Source organism: Nonomuraea sp. NPDC052634 (assembly GCF_040678535.1).
Classification (GTDB): Bacteria; Actinomycetota; Actinomycetes; order Streptosporangiales; family Streptosporangiaceae; genus Nonomuraea; species Nonomuraea fastidiosa.
In genome coordinates this window covers 628,635-643,290 of record NZ_JBFATY010000002.1, presented here as the reverse complement: position 1 = coordinate 643,290, position 14,656 = coordinate 628,635, and the positions used below count along the sequence as shown (strand labels likewise).

At 72.7% G+C, this 14,656-nt stretch carries 13 protein-coding genes; 6 read left to right on the top strand and 7 right to left on the bottom strand.

Going from position 1 to position 14,656, the window contains the following annotated elements; genetic code table 11:
* Nucleotides 1–33 precede the first annotated feature (33 nt).
* From AB0K67_RS15545 to AB0K67_RS15520, 6 genes are all read right to left on the bottom strand, one after another.
* The gene (locus AB0K67_RS15545) at nucleotides 34–981 is read right to left on the bottom strand and encodes a DNA polymerase ligase N-terminal domain-containing protein (RefSeq protein ID WP_364059248.1); all 948 of its coding nucleotides are present in this window, start codon (nucleotides 979–981) and stop codon (nucleotides 34–36) included.
* 217 nt (nucleotides 982–1,198) lie between these two features.
* Complete coding sequence (locus AB0K67_RS15540; protein ID WP_364059245.1) at nucleotides 1,199–1,879, bottom strand: FadR/GntR family transcriptional regulator; 681 nt, start codon at nucleotides 1,877–1,879, stop codon at nucleotides 1,199–1,201.
* 25 nt (nucleotides 1,880–1,904) lie between these two features.
* The gene (locus AB0K67_RS15535) at nucleotides 1,905–2,939 is read right to left on the bottom strand and encodes an MBL fold metallo-hydrolase (RefSeq protein ID WP_364059242.1); all 1,035 of its coding nucleotides are present in this window, start codon (nucleotides 2,937–2,939) and stop codon (nucleotides 1,905–1,907) included.
* A 44-nt stretch (nucleotides 2,940–2,983) separates the two neighbouring features.
* Complete coding sequence (locus AB0K67_RS15530) at nucleotides 2,984–4,099, bottom strand: steroid 3-ketoacyl-CoA thiolase (protein WP_364059239.1); 1,116 nt, start codon at nucleotides 4,097–4,099, stop codon at nucleotides 2,984–2,986.
* A 42-nt stretch (nucleotides 4,100–4,141) separates the two neighbouring features.
* Nucleotides 4,142–5,131 (bottom strand): sigma-70 family RNA polymerase sigma factor, encoded by a 990-nt coding sequence (locus AB0K67_RS15525; RefSeq protein ID WP_364059236.1) that lies wholly within the window; start codon nucleotides 5,129–5,131, stop codon nucleotides 4,142–4,144.
* A gap of 361 nt (nucleotides 5,132–5,492) precedes the next feature.
* Nucleotides 5,493–6,089, bottom strand: a complete 597-nt coding sequence (locus AB0K67_RS15520; protein WP_364059584.1) for a TetR family transcriptional regulator — start codon at nucleotides 6,087–6,089, stop codon at nucleotides 5,493–5,495.
* Nucleotides 6,090–6,330: 241 nt separating this feature from the next.
* On the opposite strand from AB0K67_RS15520, the gene AB0K67_RS15515 reads away from it, so the two are divergent.
* Genes AB0K67_RS15515 through AB0K67_RS15490 form a run of 6 tightly spaced genes read left to right on the top strand, consistent with a single transcriptional unit; the run spans nucleotide 6,331 to nucleotide 12,694 of the window.
* Nucleotides 6,331–8,019: an AMP-binding protein gene (locus tag AB0K67_RS15515; RefSeq protein ID WP_364059234.1), complete on the top strand. Its 1,689-nt coding sequence runs from the start codon at nucleotides 6,331–6,333 to the stop codon at nucleotides 8,017–8,019.
* Between the two features lie 2 nt (nucleotides 8,020–8,021).
* A complete protein-coding gene (locus AB0K67_RS15510) occupies nucleotides 8,022–8,999 on the top strand; it encodes an acyl-CoA dehydrogenase family protein (RefSeq protein ID WP_364059231.1) in 978 nt (325 codons plus the stop codon).
* On the top strand, nucleotides 8,999–10,153 hold the full coding sequence (locus tag AB0K67_RS15505; protein WP_364059228.1) for an acyl-CoA dehydrogenase family protein: 1,155 nt from the start codon (nucleotides 8,999–9,001) through the stop codon (nucleotides 10,151–10,153). The genes AB0K67_RS15510 and AB0K67_RS15505 overlap by 1 nt, the downstream gene beginning before the upstream one ends.
* An 11-nt stretch (nucleotides 10,154–10,164) precedes the next feature.
* The gene (locus AB0K67_RS15500) at nucleotides 10,165–11,073 is read left to right on the top strand and encodes a bifunctional MaoC family dehydratase N-terminal/OB-fold nucleic acid binding domain-containing protein (protein ID WP_364059225.1); all 909 of its coding nucleotides are present in this window, start codon (nucleotides 10,165–10,167) and stop codon (nucleotides 11,071–11,073) included.
* The gene (locus AB0K67_RS15495) at nucleotides 11,070–11,540 is read left to right on the top strand and encodes a MaoC family dehydratase (protein ID WP_364059222.1); all 471 of its coding nucleotides are present in this window, start codon (nucleotides 11,070–11,072) and stop codon (nucleotides 11,538–11,540) included. Before AB0K67_RS15500 ends, AB0K67_RS15495 begins: the two co-directional genes overlap by 4 nt.
* Nucleotides 11,537–12,694 carry a lipid-transfer protein gene (locus AB0K67_RS15490; RefSeq protein WP_364059219.1) on the top strand — a complete coding sequence of 386 codons (1,158 nt, stop codon included), beginning with the start codon at nucleotides 11,537–11,539 and terminating at the stop codon, nucleotides 12,692–12,694. Before AB0K67_RS15495 ends, AB0K67_RS15490 begins: the two co-directional genes overlap by 4 nt.
* 28 nt (nucleotides 12,695–12,722) lie before the next feature.
* Here the strand turns inward: AB0K67_RS15490 and AB0K67_RS15485 are convergent, their stop codons facing one another.
* Nucleotides 12,723–14,594 carry a hypothetical protein gene (locus tag AB0K67_RS15485; RefSeq protein WP_364059216.1) on the bottom strand — a complete coding sequence of 624 codons (1,872 nt, stop codon included), beginning with the start codon at nucleotides 14,592–14,594 and terminating at the stop codon, nucleotides 12,723–12,725.
* Nucleotides 14,595–14,656: the final 62 nt, after the last annotated feature.

The window sequence follows — 14,656 nt, the reverse complement described above, 5'->3', positions numbered from 1 at the left end:
GCGGCTCCGGCGTCTCGGCCTGAAACTCTTCGTTCAGGAGGGGATGAACAGCCAGGATTTCGACGGGCCCGGCTCGTACGGCGAGTCGAGCCGCTTGGCCACCACCCCCGGCAGCCCCTGCTCCTTGGCGGCCTGCCGGACCGGCGCGAACTCCCCTGGCCACGACGGCGCGGTCTGCCAGTGGCCGCCGGCCAGGTCGAGCGCCTCCAGGGCGGCCCGACGCACGCTGTAGGGCTCGCCGGTCAGCGCGTGGCCGTCGTCGTACAGCAGGTCGTAGAAGACGAGCAGCTCCGCGCCGCCGAGCGTGACCAGCTCGCCGTCCAGCACGGCCGTGCGGCTGCCGAACGACTCGGCCAGCTCGCGCAGCCACGGGTGCTCGCGGGCCGCCTCGGTACGCCCGCCGTCGATCGGCACCAGCAGCCGCCGCCCGCCCCAGGCGAACTCGAAGGCGTGGTCCGCGACGTTCCTTGGCGGCCTGGCCCGTTCGGTCGGCTCCATGGGCGCGAGGTCGGGGAACGGATCGCGGACCGCCGCGCCCATCCGGTGGATCATCCAGTTGTCGCCCCTGGTCTTGAACAGCACGAACCGGCCGGAGGCCCGCTCGCCGTTCAGCACGATCTTGACCTCGTCCTCCGACCACTTCTCCGTCTCGTACGTGCCGCTGTCCCAGACGGTCATGGTGCCGCCGCCGTACTCGCCCTGGGGGATCTCGCCCTGGAAGGTGAGGTACTCCATCGGGTGGTCCTCAGTGTGCACGGCGAGGTGGTCGGTGCCGGGGTCGGCGGGCAGGCCCTTGGGCACCGCCCAGGAGACGAGCACGCCGTCGCGTTCGAGCCGCAGGTCCCAGTGCAGGGAGCGGGCATGGTGCTCCTGGATGACGAACGCGTCGCCGCCCGGGGTGGCGGATGGGGTGCCGGGGACGGGCTCAGGCGTGCGGCTGGGGTCGCGTTTGCTCCGATACTTCGTCAGTTTGCCGGGCACAAGACCGGTCCTACCCGCAGCCGAGCCCGCCGATCGTGTCTACCGCGACCTGGAGCCCGACGTGGTGCCGACTCACCCGCTCACCGACCCGTGAAGCGCCGCCTGGGAGCGCCCGGGGGCGGGGTGTCACGGGAGAGCCCGGGGTGGGCGCCGGATGGGCCTTCCCGGGCTGATCCACTGACTGGCGGGGTGATTCCTCCGATGTGTGGTCGTCCGCTCAGTCCATTTCCAGGGCCCGGCGCAGCCACGCCTCGACGCCCGCGATGTGCACGGTCGCCCATGAACGCGCCACGTCGGCCTGGCGGGCGGCGATGGCCTCGTAGATCGCCGTGTGCTGCTCGCGCGTCTTCTCCATCGCCCCCTCCTGGGTGAGCCCGCGCCAGATCCTGGCCCGGGTGGTCGGCCCCGACAGGCTCTCGATGAACGAGCACAGCACGCTGTTGCCCGAGCCCTGCGCGATGCGGTGGTGGAACTCCAGGTCGTTGGCCACCAGCTCCTCGACCGTCGGCTCATCGGGCAGCTTTTCGAGGATCACCCGCAGTTCCTCGATGTCGGCGTCGGTCATCTGCTCGGTGGCCATCGCGGTGGCGGCCGGCTCGAGGATGCGACGTACCTCGAAGAACTGCAGCACGGTGTCGTCGCGGTGCAGGTCGAGCACGAACGACATGGTGTCGAGCAGCAGCCGGGGCTCCAGGCTGGTGACGTACGTGCCGTCACCTTGGCGCACGTCGAGCACGTTGATCAGCGACAGCGCGCGCACGGCCTCGCGCAGCGAGTTGCGCGACAGGCCGAGCCGCTCGGCGAGGTCGGCCTCCTTGGGCAGGCGGTCGCCGGGCGCCAGCTCGCCCGAGACGATCATTTGCTTGATCTTGTCGATGGCCGCGTCGGTGACCGCCACACTCTTCTCCCTAGACATCGGATGTCTAGGAGTTTAGAGCCTGGAAGCGGACCGGATCGACCCCTGCGTGCCGGCGCACCTGGCCGCGCGCCTCCAGCGTACGCAGGTGGGCGGCGGCCTCCCCGGCCGCCATGCCTCGCAAGGCCGGGGGCAGCTCGCCCCACGGCCGGTTCCACGTCATCATCGCGGCGACCTCCCAGATGGTCAGCGGCTGCGCCTGCCGGGCGAGCAGGTCGCGCAGCCGTTCCAGTTTCTCCTCGTGATGGTGGCGGATCTCGGCGGCGCGCGCCGCAACATCCGGAAATATCCACTCATGAGCGGGGAGCGCGTCGAGGGGACCGCACGACGCGGAGAGGTCGGCGACGCGATCGAGCGAGTCCAGGAAGTCGCTCAGGGGATCGACGTCGTCGCGATCGTAGGGGTAGATGCCCACATGCGGGGTGATGTCGGGCAGGACGTGGTCGCCGGTGAACAGCCGGTCCGCGTCCTCCAGATGCAGGCAGATGTGGCCGGGCGTGTGACCCGGCGTGTGCACGGCCCGCAGCTCGCGACCCGGCAGGTCCACCAGGTCGCCGTCGCGCAGCTCGCGGTCGGGCATGGCAGGTGGCACGGGCCTGGTGCCCATGACCTGCCTGGCCTCGCTCGGGTCGGCCCCGGCGCGGCGCAGCATGTCGCTCTGGAAGTCGTCCTGCTCGCTCGCGGCGTACTCGGTCATGAGCCTGACCAGCGCCGCGTCGTCCTCGTGCATGGCGATCCAGCAAGCGGACGCCTCGCGGACCTGCCCGGCGAGGCCGGCGTGGTCGGGATGGAAATGGGTGACGACCACCCCGCTCACCGTCGTGACGTCGAGGCCCAGCACGGCCAGGCCGCCGGAGAGGGCGTCCCAGGCGTCGGGGTGGTTCCACCCGGCGTCGATCAGCAGGGGGCCTCTGGGGGACTCGACGGCGTACACGAGCGTGTAGCCGAGCGGGTTGCCGGGGATCGGCACCGGCACGCTCCACACCCCGCCGCCGAGGTCCTGCGGACGCTGCTCCGCGTACGGTCTGCGCCTGGTCTTCATGTGCCCCCGATTCGTGGTGCTCCGTGGTGCCTTGTGGTGGGCGGTCAGCCGATGCGTTCCAGGATGGTCGCGGTGGCCAGCGCGCCGCCCGCGCACATCGAGACGAGCGCGGTGCCGAGGTCCGCGCGCTCCAGCTCGTGCAGCGCCGTGGTGATCAGGCGGGCGCCGGTCGCGCCCACCGGATGGCCGAGCGCGATCGCGCCGCCGTTGACGTTGACCCGGTCGAAGTCGGGCTCGTGCACGCTCGCCCAGGACAGGACGACCGACGCGAACGCCTCGTTCACCTCGAACCTGTCGATGTCGCCGATCGTCATCCCCGCCGTCGCGAGCGCCTTCGCCGTCGCCGCCACCGGCCCGTCGAGGTGGTAGTACGGCTCCGCGCCGACCAGCGCCTGGGCCAGGATGCGCGCCCGGGGACGCAGGCCGTGCCGCCGCGCCGCCTCCTCGCTCATCACCAGCACGGCCGCCGCGCCGTCGGAGATCTGCGACGAGGTGCCGGCGGTGTGCAGCCCGCCCTCCACCACCGGCTTCAGCCCGGCCAGGCCCTCGACGGTGGTCTCGCGCAGGCCCTGATCCTTGCGTACGTCGCCGACCGGCACGATCTCCCGCTCGAACCGCCCGTCGGCCCACGCCTTGGCGGCGAGCCGCTGCGAGCGGGCCCCGAACCAGTCGAGCCGCTCGCGCGTCAGCCCGCGCCGCCGCGCGATGCGCTCGGCCGCCGTGAACTGGTCGGGCAGGTCGATGCTCCAGTCGTCGGGACGCGGCTCGGCGGGCCGCACGTTGCTGCCCAGCGGCGCCCGGCTCATGACCTCGACGCCGCAGCCCACGCCGGCCTCGATCACGCCCGCCGCGATCAGCGCCGCCGCGAGGTGCACCGCCTGCTGCGACGAGCCGCACTGGGCGTCGACCGTGGTGACGCCGGTCTCGTGGGGCAGGCCGGCGTAGAGCCAGGCGTATCTGCCGACGTGGCCGCCCTGCTCGCCCGCCTGCGTCACGCAGCCGGTGAACACCTGCCCGACGATCGCGGGGTCGATGCCCGCGCGGTCGATCAGCCCGTTCAGCGCCGTGGCCAGAACCTGTTGCGGTTTCAGGTGCGCCAGCCGGCCGGCCCGCTTGCCGATGGGGGTGCGTACGGCCTCGACGATCACGGGTGTGCCCATAGCCGCCTCCAGAAGGATGCTCTGGCGCGACTGTAATCGGTTCTAGTTTGTTTCGGAACCCTCCCATTTCGGCGGGAGGCCGAACGCCTCGAACAGCTTCTCCTCGAAGAACATGCCGACGTGGCTGACGCGGTCGCCCGACAGGGTCAGCACCATGATGGCGAACTGACCGTAGACGCCGTCTTTGCGGAGGTAGACCGCGAAGGCCGGCTGGCCGTTGGCCGCCACCGGCACCAGGCGCAGATCGCCCGCCCGCTCGGCCGGGCACTGCGTCCTGGTGAGCTCGGCGATCGTCTCCGGCCCCTGGTACCAGCCGACGAACGGCGGCATCTCCCAGACAGCGTCCTCGGTGAACAGATGGACCAGGCCGTCGACGTCGTAATTTTCGAACGCGGCGACGTAACGGTCGAGCAGCTCCCGCTGCTCCGGCGTCAGCGGCTCCACCGGGTCGTCGAGGCTCGGCGCCACCTCGTCGAGCTGGGCGCGGGCCCGCTGCAGCAGGCTGTTGACCGCCGCCGTCGAGACCCCCACCGCCTCGGCCACCTCGGCGGCCTTCCACTTGAGCACGTCGCGCAGCACCAGCACCGCGCGCTGGCGGGGCGGCAGGTGCTGCAGCGCGGCGATCAGCGCGAGCCTGATGCTCTCGCGCGAGGTCACGATCGCCGCCGGGTCGTCGGCCCCGGCGCCCAGCAGGTCATCCGGCGCCGGCTCCAGCCACGGCACCTCCTCGTCGCGGACGAGCGGCGCGGTCGCCTCCTGACTGGGAGCGCCGAGCCCGGTCGGCAGCGGGCGCTTGTTACGGCTGTCGAGCGCGGTCAGGCACGTGGTCGTCGCAATGCGGTAGAGCCACGTGCGCAGGGACGAACGCCCCTCGAAGCCCTCGTACGCCTTCCACGCACGCAGGTACGTCTCCTGCACGAGGTCTTCGGCGTCGTGCACCGAGCCCATCATGCGGTAACAGTGCGCGAACAGCTCGCGCCGCATCGGATCAGCCAAGCGAAGGAAGTCCTCGCTCGTCGGCTTGTCGGTCATACCCCCTGTATAGCTCCCGCCACCGACAGAACCGCCCCAGTCCGCTCACCGCCCGGCTGTCCCGGCCCCCGTGCTCGGGGCTGCCGGCTGCTCGGGGTGACCGGCCGCGTGGGGGTGGTGCGTCGCGTGGGGTGACCGGCCGCTCGTGAGCAGCCCCCTGCTGCGGAGCAGCTCACGGTTGCGGAGGCTCACTGCCAGGGGTGGCCCACCGCTTGGAGCGGCGCGCTGCTCGGGGTGGCTGGCCGCTTGGGGTGGCGTGCCGCTCGGGGTGGCGGCCGGGGCAGCGCACGGCGCGGGGCGGTCGGATCGCCGAGGCGCTGTGGTGGCCCGCTGCTCGGGGCGGTGGTGGGACAGGGTGGGGTCAGATGTCGGAGAGGAGGCGGGCGGCGGCGGTTTCGATGCGGCGCTGGATCTGGTCGTACGTGCGCCGCCCCCGCAGCATCTCCAGCAACTCCTGCACCCACACGCTGGCCAGCGACCCCGCGAGGTCGATCTGCTCCTCGCCGGCCTCCTCCAGGGTGAGCCCGTCGGCGGAGACGCGCAGCAGCAGCCCCGTCATGCGGTCGCCGAAGGGGGTCTGCACCTCGGCCATGATCAGCGAGCGGATGAGCGCGTCGGCCAGCTCGGGCTCGCGCATGAGCCCCCTGGTGGCCCGCATGAGCACGTCGACCGCGCGGCTCGCCGGGGTGGCGGCGCTCGGCGGGCGGCGCTCGATGCTGCTCTCCAGCAGGTCGAGCTCCTCGCCGACGACGGCCACGACGAGGTCCATCTTGGAGGGGAAGTAGCGGTAGAGCGTGCCAAGCGCCACGCCCGCGCGTTCGGCCACCGTGCGCATCTGCATGGCCTCGACGCCGCCCCGCGAGGCCAGCGCCGCCGCGGCCTGGACGATGCGCTTGCGGCGTTGGTGCTGGCTGCGCGTGCGTACGCTGTGCCCGCCCGGGGCGGAAGGGTTTTCCATGGTGCCCTCGGAGTCGCTGGGGGGCGCTGCGATGGTGGCCTGCGTAGAACGCATGAGAACACGTTATCTGATTTTGTGACGGCACGGCTTGTTACTCGTGAGTCACAAACCGGCCCTATCGGCCCATGTCTACGGCGTTACACGGACATATCCCGCCATATCTCAGAGGGCCTCCGCTGGACACTCATTAGAATCTGTTCTAGTTTGCGAGTCAGCGAACCTAGCGCTTGCTGGAGGAGCGATGACCGCGGACACGCTCGCCTCCCTGCTGACCGCACGCGCCGGCGACGACCGCCCTGGGCTGGTGTTCGAGGACAGGGTGTGGACGTGGCGCGAACACGTCGCCGCCTGCCGCGCCGCCGCGGCCCGCCTGTCCGCGCACGGCCCGGGCACGCATGTCGGTGTGCTCAGCGAGAACGTTCCCGACCTGGTCTTCCTCATCGGCGGCGCGGCGCTGGCCGGGCATGTGGTGGTCGCGCTCAACCCCACCAGGGCGGCCCCTGAGCTGGTACGTGACGCCCGCGCCACCGACGTGACCCTGCTCTTGGCCGATGCTCCTTTCGGAGCCCTCGCTGACGAGGTCGCGGGTGCGTTGGGGCTGGCGGCCAAGCCTCTCGCCCCTGACACGCCCGCGGTCTCCCCGCCCGCAGACGAAAACCGGGCCGAGCGCGAGAGCCCCAGCCAGGCCGAGCCGCCGGCTCCACGCGCCGGCGCGTCCCTGTCCGCGGCCCACGACCTCGCCGAGCCGGCGGGCGGCGATCTCGTCATGCTGATCTTCACGTCGGGCACCTCGGGACGCCCCCGCGCCATACGCATCACCCAGCGCAAGCTCGCCGTCCCCGGCCTCAGCCTGGCCGCGATGCTCACCGCAGACGACGCCGTCTACTGCGCGATGCCGCTGTTCCACTCGGGTGCGCTCATGGCCGCCTACGCCCCGGCCGTCGCGTCGGGGGCCCGGCTGGTGCTGCGGCGCCGTTTCTCGGCCTCGGGCCTGCTCCCCGACATCAGGCGGTACGGCGTCACGTACCTCCACTACGTCGGCAAGGCCCTGTCGTACGTGCTGGCCACCCCCGAGCGCCCGGACGACGCCGGCAACCCGCTGCGGATCGCCTTCGGCAACGAGGGCAGCGCGGTCGCGACCAGGCGGTTCGGGGAGCGGTTCGGCTGCCGGGTGATCGACGCCTTCGGATCGACGGAGACGGCGATCTCGCTCACCCCCGACCCCGGCGGGCCGCCCGGCTGCCTCGGCCGCCTGCCGGAGGGCGTACGGATCCTCGACCCGACCACGGGCCGCCCCTGCCCGCCCGCGCACATAGCGAACGGCCGCCTGCTCAACCCGGATGAGGCGATCGGCGAGCTGGTCAACACGGCCGGGCTGGGGTTGTTCGACGGCTACTACAACGACCCCGAGGCGGACGCCGAAAGGATCAGGGACGGCGCGTTCTGGTCGGGCGACCTGGTTTACGCCGACGCGCAGGGCCACGTCTTCTTCGCCGGCCGGGGCACGGAACGGCTGCGCGTGGACGGCGAGAACCTCGCCGTCACGCCCATCGAGGCGGCGTTACGCGAGTTCGGCGGGGTGGTGGAGGCGGCGGTCTACCCGGTGCCGGACGCGGCGGCCGGCGACCAGGTGATGGCGGCGCTCGTGCTGGAGCGCGCCTTCGACCCCGAGGCGTTCGCGGCCTTCCTCGCCGGGCGCGCCGACCTCGGTGCGAAGGCGCTGCCCCGGTACGTCCGCATCGCCCGCGAGCTGCCGCAGACCCCCTCGCACAAGGTCATCAAGCGGCACCTGGCCCGCGAGGCGTGGCGCACCGCCGACCCCGTCTGGTGGCGCACCCGGGACGGGTTCAGGCGGCTCACCGACGCGGACGTCAAGGACATCGAGGAGGACTTCGTACGGCACGGCAGGCGACACCTCTTGGAGATGTAGACGTGGATTTCAACCTGGACGAGACCCAGCGGGAGCTGCAGCGGCTCGCCGCCGAGGTGCTGGCGAAGGATGCGGACGAGGAGCGGCTGTCCCAGGCCGGCCTGCTCAGCGTGTGCGTGCCGGAGGAGGCGGGCGGTGCGGGGCTCGGCCCTGTGGAGATGGCCGTGGTGCTGCGCGAGGTCGGCGCCCGCGCGGCGGCGCTGCCCGCACTGCCGCTGCTCGCCGCCCAGCTCATCCTGGCCCGCCACGGCGCACGAGACCTGCAGCGGCCGCCGGGCGCCCGGCTCACCCTCGCCGTACGCGAACCGGGCGCGCCGCTGAACGCCCCGCCCCGCACCACCGCCGTGCGGGCCCAGGGCGGCTGGACGGTGACCGGGCGCAAGACGCAGGTGCCGTATCCGGACGGCGCCGCGGTGCTGGTGACGGCGGACGAGGGGCTGTTCCTGGCCGAGAGCCCGGCGGGCACGCCCGAACACACCTCGACCGGCGAGCCGGCCGCCACGATCACGCTGGACGCGGCCCCCGCCGAGCGGATCGCCGGCCCCGAGGCGGCCGAAGACGCGGTACACGTGTTCACGGCGGCCGTCGCCGCCCAGGCGAGCGGAGTGCTCGCGGGCGCGCTCGAGCTGACGACCGGCCACATCAAGCAGCGCAGGCAGTTCGGGCGGGCGCTGGCCGAGTTCCAGGCGGTGACGATGCAGATCGCCGACGTCTACATCGCCGGCCGGGCGCTCGACGTGGCCATGTGGTCGGCGGCCTGGCGGCTGTCGGAGGGGCTGCCGGCCGGGCAGGACCTGGCGCTGGCGGCGTACCACGTGGGCGAGTCTGTCAGGGCGCTCTACACCTGCCAGCACCTGCACGGCGGGCTCGGCCTCGACGTCACCTACCCGCTGCACCGCTACTTCGCCCAGGCGGGGCACCTGTCCCATCTGCTCGGCGGCGCGGACGCCCAGCTCGACCTGATCGGAGCGCTCGTCTGATGTACATCGACCTGACACCCGAGCAGCGCAGGCTCCGCGACGAGCTGCGCGAGTACTTCGGCTCCTGCCTGACCGCCGAGGACCGGGCCGAGATCGCCGACGATCCGTTCGGCGAGGCGTACATGGAGCACTGCCGCCGCCTCGGCAGAGACGGCAAGCTCGGCATCGGCTGGCCCAAGGAGTACGGCGGAGGCGGCTACGGCCCCCTGGAGCAGCAGATCTTCGCCAACGAGATCGCCCGCGCCGGAGTGCCGTACCCGATCATCACCGTGCAGACGGTGGGCCCCACGCTCATGCAGTACGGCACCGAGCGGCAGAAGGACTTCTTCCTGCCCCGCATCCTGGCCGGCGAGTGCCACTTCGCGATCGGCTACAGCGAGCCGGAGGCGGGCACCGACCTGGCCGCGCTGCGCACGACGGCGGTGCTGGACGGCGACCACTACGTCGTCAACGGCCAGAAGATCTTCACGAGCGGCGCGCACTACGCCCAGTACATCTGGCTCGCGGCCCGCACCAACGCTGAGGCCAAGCGGCACAAGGGCATCACGATGATGATCGTCGACACGACCGATCCCGGCTTCTCGTGGACGCCGATCGTGACCATGGACGGCCGCCACCACACCAACGCCACCTACTACTCCGACGTCCGCGTCCCCGTGGACATGGTCGTGGGCGAGGTGGACCGCGGCTGGGATCTCATCGTCAACCAGCTCAACCACGAGCGCGTCACGCTCGGCCCGGCGGGCAACCTCGGCCAGGTCTACGACCGGTTCCGCGCCTGGGCCCGGCGTACGGGGCTGGACGCCGAGCCGGGCGTGCGGCGGGCGCTGGCCGCCGTGTGGGCCGCGTTCCGTACCAACGAGCTGCTGAACTGGCAGGTCGCGGCCAACATGGACCTGGGCTGGCTGGGCGCGCCCGACGCGTCCGCCACCAAGATCTACGCCTCCGAGCGCATGCAGGAGGCGGGCAGGATCGTCGGCGACGTCCTGGCGAGGTACGGCGACCCCGCCGACCCCGAGACCGCCGAGCTGATCGAGCGCATCGACAACGCCGCCAAGGGTGCGGTGGTGCTGACGTTCGGCGGCGGCGTGAACGAAGTGCAGCGCGAGCTGATCGCCATGCTCGGCCTGAGCCTGCCGAGGCCGCCCCGATGAGCGGCGCCCCGATGAGCGGCGCAGGGCTCGTCCTGAGCGACGCGGAGCTGCACGAGCTGGCCGCCAAGCAGACGGCTCTGGGGGAGGTGCGCGGCGCACCCGCCGACGACCCCGTCAACGTCCCCATGATCCGCCACTGGCTGGCCGCCATGGGCGACGCCAACCCCGTCTACCTCGAACGCGGCCTGGCACCGCCCGCCATGGCCCAGGTGTGGACGATGCGCGGCCCTGGCGCGGGCAAGGAGCGCTCACCGGTGGACGACCTGCTGGCCGCGCTCGACCGCAGCGGCTACACGGGCGTGGTGGCGACGAACTGCGAGCAGACCTACCACCGGTACGCGCGGGTGGGGGAGCGGCTGACCCCCGCCACCCGGCTGGCGGGGCTGGCCGGGCCCAAGCGCACCGCCCTGGGCGTCGGCTACTTCGCCACCTGGAACGTCACCTGGTACACCGACGAGGACGAACCGGTCGCCACGATGATGTTCCGCGTGCTCAAGTTCCGCCCCGAGCCCGAGAAGGAGCGGGCGCCGTACCCACTGCGGCCGGCCGTCAGCGACGACACCGCGTTCTTCTGGGACGGCGCCAAGCAGAAAGAGCTGCGCATCCAGGCGTGCGCCGACTGCGGTGAGCTGCGCCACCCGCCAGGTCCGCTGTGCCGGCGCTGCCGCTCGGCCAACCGGGGCTACACGGTGGCGAGCGGCGAGGGCGTGCTGTTCAGCTACGTCGTGCATCACCATCCGCCGGTGCCGGGGCGCGAGACGCCGTTCGTGGTGGGGGTGGTCGAGCTGCCGGAAGGCGTACGGGTCGTGGGCGACATCGTCGGCTGCGCGCCCGGTGACGTGGAGGTCGGGATGCGGTTACGGGTGCGGTTCGACGCGATGGACGCCGAACTCGTCCTGCCGAGATGGGAGCCCGCATGATCGGCACGGAGCTGCCCGAGCTGACCATCGAGCTGACGCCGACCATGGTGATCTCGACGGCGCTGGCCACCAGGGACTTCACGCCCGTGCACCATGACCCGGAGCTGGCCCGCGCTCAGGGCTCGAAGGACATCTTCCTCAACATCCTCACCACGATGGGGCTGGTGCAGCGGTACGTCACCGACTGGGCCGGGCCCGGCGCGGTGATCAGGTCGATCGACGTGCGGCTCGGCGTGCCCGCGTACGCGGGGGACCGGCTCACCTTCACCGGCACGGTCGTGCAGGGCGCGGACGGCGAGCCGGCGGTGCGCGTGCGCGGCCGGGTCAGCCTCGGCGACCACGCCACCGCGACCGTCCGCCTCACACCGGGAGCGTCAGGCCCGGGAGCGTCAGGTCCCGGAGCGTCAGGTCCGGGAGCGTCAGGTCCGGGAGCGTCAGGTCCGGGAGCGCCAGGGGAGGCGCGGTGAACGCCGCGATCGCGGGCATCGGCGCCACCGAGTTCAGCAAGCGGTCAGGACGCTCCGAGCTGCGCCTCGCCGCCGAGGCCGTGCTCGCGGCGCTGGACGACGCGGGTCTGTCGCCCGCCGACGTGGACGGCCTGGTCACCTTCACCCAGGACACCAACCAGGAGATCGCCGTGGCCAGGGAGACCGGCATCGGCGAGCTGACCTTCTTCTCCCGCGTCGAGTACGGCGGCGGCGCGGCCTGCGGCACGGTCGCGCACGCGGCCATGGCGGTGGCGACCGGCATGGCGAGCACGGTGGTCTGCTACCGGGCGTTCAACGAGCGCTCGGGCCGCCGCTTCGGGCAGCCGAACTCCGGCCTGACCGGGCAGCCCACCTCGCAGGGGCTGGAGATGAGCTGGCACGTCCCGTACGGGCTGATGACGCCCGCCGCCTGGGTCGCCATGTTCGCCCGCCGCTACATGCACGTGTACGGCGCCACCTCCGAGGACTTCGGCCGGGTGGCGGTGGCCATGCGCCGCCACGCCGCCACGAACCCGGCCGCCTGGTTCCACGGCCGGCCGATCACATTGGAGGAGCACCAGGCGTCCCGGTGGATCGTGGAGCCGCTGCACCTGCTCGACTGCTGCCAGGAGAGCGACGGCGCGGTGGCCCTGGTCGTCACCTCGGCCGAGCGCGCCCGCGACCTGCGCAGGTCGCCCGTGCTGATCGCCGCCGCCGCGCAGGGGGCCGGGGCCGGGCAGATGATGATGACGAGCTACTACCGCGATGACATGACCGGCCTGCCGGAGATGTCCGTCGTCGGCCGGCAGCTCTGGGAGAAGTCGGGGCTGTCGCCCGCCGACATCCAGACGGCCATCCTGTACGACCACTTCACCCCGTTCGTGCTGACCCAGCTCGAGGAGCTGGGCTTCTGCGGGCGCGGCGAGGCCCCGGGCTTCGTCCGGGACGAGGGCATCGAGCTGGACGGCCGCCTGCCGGTCAACCCGCACGGCGGGCAGCTCGGGGAGGCGTACATCCACGGCATGAACGGCATCGCCGAGGCCGTCCGCCAGATCAGGGGAACCGCGGCCAACCAGATCCCGGACGTCTCCAACGTCCTGGTGACGGCCGGGACCGGGGTGCCGACCAGCGGGCTGATCCTGACCGCCGGCTGAAGACCTTCCCCGAGGGTTCCGGGGAAGGTCAGGGGCCGAGGACGCTCGGCATCGAGAAGAAGACGATCATCGCGATCGCCACGCAGAGCAGGAACCCGGCCGCTTCCCACACCCAGTCGTAGTGGCGGTCCTTACGGCGGCGCTGCTTCGGCGGGCGGCGGGTCACCTCGGGGCGGCGCTTGGGGACGGGACGCGCCCGGACCGGGCGCGGCGCGATCGGCGACGTCTCCTGCCAGCCCGCCTCGAACACGAGCTCACGGACGGCCCGCGCCCCCGCCTCACGCGGAGTCTCCCGCACCACCCGCTGCTCCGCCCCACTCGTGGCCTGGGAGCCTTCCGCCCTGGTCAGGGAGGTTTCCGTCCCGGTCAGGGAGCCTTCCGCCCTGGTCAGGGAGCCTTCCGACCCGGCCTGCGGTCCAGGCTCCGGCGCGGACAGGCGCTCAGGGAGCCGGTAGACGGGCTCTTTCGCGGGCTTGCCGCGCCCCTCGCGCCCGGCGGCCTTCCTTCCGGACCCGCGGCGCACCGACTTGCCCGGCTGCTCAGCAGGCCGGGTGTGCGGCCGGAACAGCGGTGCGGCCGGCTCGCGGACCGTCTCCGGCGTCCGCACCGCGCCGAGCGGCGTCTCCGGCAGGCGGAGGAACTCCTCGGGGGTGGGCCGCGGCTCCATGGGCGGCCGCTGCCGGTCGGACCGCTTCGGCCGGGGGACCGGCCGGGCCGGACCGTTGTGCACGAGCACATCGCCCGTCATGTACGGATCGGGCGCGTCCTTCGGCAGGATCACGTCACCGGTCATGAACGGGTCGGTCGCGCTGGGCGGCGGCTCGGCCAGGTAGAACGGCCGCTCGACCGGCTTGCTCGCCCTGTCCGCCGCCCTGTCCGTCCCTCTGCCCGTCGTCTGGCCGGCCGCTCTGTCCGGCGCTCTGTCCGTCGTCTTGCCGGCCGCTTTGCCGGCCGCCTTGTCCGACCAGGCCAGCACGTCGCCGACGTCGCGCGGATCGCGGGCCGACCCCTGCTCGCCGAACGGAAGCCCGGTGCGCGGATCCCTGAACGCCCGGGTGGAGCCGAGCGGGTCGCGCAGCGGCAGATCGGGGTCGAGGATGTCGCCCGGCGGCCTGAGCGGGTCGCGCAGCTTGGGCATCGGGGCCGTGGTGGCGTCGTGCTCGGGCCTGCGCGACGAGGCGGGCGGCGTCAGCAGCTCGGCGGGGAAGATCACGGTGCTGGTCGCCGGGTCGGCCTCGGCCAGCGGCTGCGGCCAGACCGGCGGGCTGGGCCAGCGCGGCTTGGTGAACAGCGGGCCGGGCGCGGCCGGGCGCGAGCCGGCGAAGTGGATGCGCAGCGCACCGGGCGGCTGCGGCCACGGCAGGCGGCCGAGCACGTCGGGCAGCGGCGCGACCCGCAGCGCGCCGTAGACGTCGGCGACCGGCGTGGGCAGGCGTCCTCCGGCCGAGGCCAGCGCCGTGCTCAGCGCCTGGCGGAACTGCTGTCCCGCCGCGATCGTCAGCTCCTCGGCGGTGTCGGGCGCGACGTCGAGCACCCAGGCCAGCTCGTCCTTGCTCAGCCCGCACACCGCGCACAGCACCAGCACCTCGCGCTGGTGCGGGCGCAGCTCGCGCAGGGAGCGCTCGACGAGCGCCGTGGCCGGGTCGATGAACGGATCGACGGCAGGGGGCGAGTAGACGATGTCCCTGCGGTGGATCTCGCGGCGCGCGAACGCGTACAGCGCGGCGCGCGGCGGCGCGGTGTCCGGGACTCCGTTGAGCACGGCCGCCAGGACGTCGGACGCCGCGCCGAGGTCGCCGAGCTGGTCGGCGCAGTACGCGAACAGCCCGGCGGCGTGGCGGTCGTATAGCTCTGCGATCAGTTCTGCGCGCCGGCGCTGATCGGTGAGCGGCTGAGACACGGGCCGGTCCTCTTGTGGATGCGAACGCTGGGGGGGAGTGGTGCGCGTCGGGAGGTTGTGAG

Bases quoted from the DNA above. Each gene is read 5' to 3' on its own strand.
- AB0K67_RS15500 (WP_364059225.1), top strand. From the start codon at position 10,165: ATGAGCGGCGCAGGGCTCGTCCTGAGCGACGCGGAGCTGCACGAGCTG.
- AB0K67_RS15505 (WP_364059228.1), top strand. From the start codon at position 8,999: ATGTACATCGACCTGACACCCGAGCAGCGCAGGCTCCGCGACGAGCTG.
- AB0K67_RS15535 (WP_364059242.1), bottom strand. From the start codon at position 2,939: ATGAAGACCAGGCGCAGACCGTACGCGGAGCAGCGTCCGCAGGACCTC.
- AB0K67_RS15530 (WP_364059239.1), bottom strand. From the start codon at position 4,099: ATGGGCACACCCGTGATCGTCGAGGCCGTACGCACCCCCATCGGCAAG.
- AB0K67_RS15525 (WP_364059236.1), bottom strand. From the start codon at position 5,131: ATGACCGACAAGCCGACGAGCGAGGACTTCCTTCGCTTGGCTGATCCG.
- AB0K67_RS15520 (WP_364059584.1), bottom strand. From the start codon at position 6,089: ATGGAAAACCCTTCCGCCCCGGGCGGGCACAGCGTACGCACGCGCAGC.
- AB0K67_RS15495 (WP_364059222.1), top strand. From the start codon at position 11,070: ATGATCGGCACGGAGCTGCCCGAGCTGACCATCGAGCTGACGCCGACC.
- AB0K67_RS15515 (WP_364059234.1), top strand. From the start codon at position 6,331: ATGACCGCGGACACGCTCGCCTCCCTGCTGACCGCACGCGCCGGCGAC.